Raw genomic sequence first — 1,864 nt, 5'->3', positions numbered from 1 at the left:
GGGTCGCACCGAATCGGGTTCCGTCCGGGGCCGTTGCGGCGGATCGGCCGATCAGCTCTGTGACGGCGTCGGCATCATGATGTGCTGCTGGACGAGCTCGTACGACCTCAGTCGGTCGGCCAGCTTGTACACGGGCGTCGCGAGCATGAGTTCGTCCGCACCGGTTGCCTCGGCCAGGCTCGCCAGGCGCTGCGCAACGATCTCGGGTGAGCCATGCGCCTGTTGCGCGCGGAAGGCCGTCAACGCCCCCTGTTCCTGGGCGGTGAACGAGTGGGAGGCCGCCTCTTCCGGCGTGGGGAAGGGGAGGTCGCCTCGGCCCTGGAGGAGCCCGGCCTTGACCACGTCCATCGGGCCGGCGAGCCGGGCGGCTTCGTCCGGTGTCTCGGCGCAGATCGTTTCCACGCAGATCAGCACACGGGGGCGCGTGCTCCAGCGGGAGGGGGAGAACCGCTCGCGGTAGTGACGCAGGGCGGCGAGGGTGTTGTCGGGCCGGATGTGATGGGCGAAAGCGATCGGCAGGCCCAGTTCGGCGGCGAGCGCGGCACCCGCCGTGCTGGAGGAGAGCAGCCATGGCTCGGGGAGCGGGCTGAGCGCGGTCTCTTCCACCAGGAAGCGCAAGGTCGCTGAAACGTCGTCGTGGTACTCGCCGTCGGTCGCCGGCCCCGCCCCGCGCCGCAGGGCTCGCGCCGTCGGTTCGTCGAAGGTGCCCGGACCCCGGCCGATGCCCAGGTCGATCCGGCCGTCGTGGAGCGCGGCCAGCGTGCCGAACTGCTCGGCGAGCATGATCGGGGCGTGGTGCGGGGCGAGAACGCCCCCGGATCCGAGGCGGATGGTCGATGTCAGGGCGGCCGCGTGGGCGATCAGGACGACGGGCGGGAACGCTCCTATGGCTGGGGAGTGATGATGTTCGGCGTACCACAGGCGCTGGTAACCGAGCTCTTCGACGCGTCGGGCGAACTCGGTCGTGTCCTGTAACGTGGCTGCGGCTGAGGCGCCTGTCTGGACCGTGGCCACCTCGAGCGCGCTGAGCGGAACGGTGATCATCCGGTCAGTATAGGAAGCTCCCCGGTGTCCCTCCGGGGCCCATCAGGGGTCAAGTCTTCGCGCCACAAGCCCGGTTGGCTTGCGCAGCGTGATCTGATGCGGTCGGCGGAGCCACTCCGTACGGCCGACGGCGCTGTGAGCCTGCGGACGCCGTGCGAGCGCCGCCTGCGGGATCGGGCGTAGTCGGGTCGCCGCGCCGCGGAAGGCCACGCGTCCGCAGGGCCGTGGCAGCGCCCCCGAGGCCGTCTGCCGGGCGCGAAGGGCCGAACTGCGCCCGTCCCCGCGCCACCGCACGCTCTTCGCCGGGGGCCGCACCCCGAGGGACGATGCCGAAGCCGTCACGCCGGGACGGGCGACCGCGGCTCGGCAAGTGCCGGTGACCGGCGGTCGGCCGGTGTGAGGGCTGGGTGTACACGATGAGGACAGGGAGCGGAACATGGCTGTGGTGATGTCCATGAGCTGGGGCGGGGTGACCCCCGAGCAGTACGGGGCCGTGCGTGACGCGGTGGGCTGGGAGGAGGCCGCTCCGGCGGGCGGTCAGGTGCACGTTGCCTGGTTCGACGACCAAGGGCTGCGCGTGGTCGACGTCTGGGAATCGGAGCAGGCCTTCCAGGAGTTCTTCGCCGAACGGCTGGCCCCCGCGGTCGAGAAGGCCGGCATCACGGGCACACCGGAGAGCGAGTTCTCTCCGCTGCACAGGCGCTTCATCGCCCCCGGAGTCACCGGCGCCGAATGAGCCGGGGCGGGGGGGGGGGGGGGGCCCGGCCCGCGCGCCCCCCCCCCCCCGCCACCCCCGCCCCGCACACCCAAAAACAAAACA

2 protein-coding genes are annotated in these 1,864 nt (G+C 72.0%); one reads left to right on the top strand and one right to left on the bottom strand.

Features of this window, described 5'->3' with window-relative positions; all coding sequences use genetic code 11:
- Positions 1 to 51: 51 nt before the first annotated feature.
- Positions 52 to 1,044, bottom strand: a complete 993-nt coding sequence (locus ACFW2E_RS20730) for an LLM class flavin-dependent oxidoreductase (protein ID WP_384468436.1) — start codon at positions 1,042 to 1,044, stop codon at positions 52 to 54.
- 436 nt (positions 1,045 to 1,480) lie between these two features.
- Between ACFW2E_RS20730 and ACFW2E_RS20725 the strand changes: the two genes are divergently transcribed.
- A complete protein-coding gene (locus ACFW2E_RS20725) occupies positions 1,481 to 1,780 on the top strand; it encodes a hypothetical protein (RefSeq protein ID WP_384468434.1) in 300 nt (99 codons plus the stop codon).
- Positions 1,781 to 1,864 lie beyond the last annotated feature (84 nt).

The organism is Streptomyces sp. NPDC058964, from assembly GCF_042741275.1.
Lineage (GTDB): Bacteria > Actinomycetota > Actinomycetes > Streptomycetales > Streptomycetaceae > Streptomyces.
Note: the sequence above shows the minus strand (reverse complement) of the source record. Positions and strands in the feature narration are given on the sequence as shown.

Excerpts from the sequence above, each read along its gene's own strand:
- ACFW2E_RS20730 (WP_384468436.1), bottom strand. The coding sequence starts at position 1,044 with ATGATCACCGTTCCGCTCAGCGCGCTCGAGGTGGCCACGGTCCAGACA.
- ACFW2E_RS20725 (WP_384468434.1), top strand. The coding sequence starts at position 1,481 with ATGGCTGTGGTGATGTCCATGAGCTGGGGCGGGGTGACCCCCGAGCAG.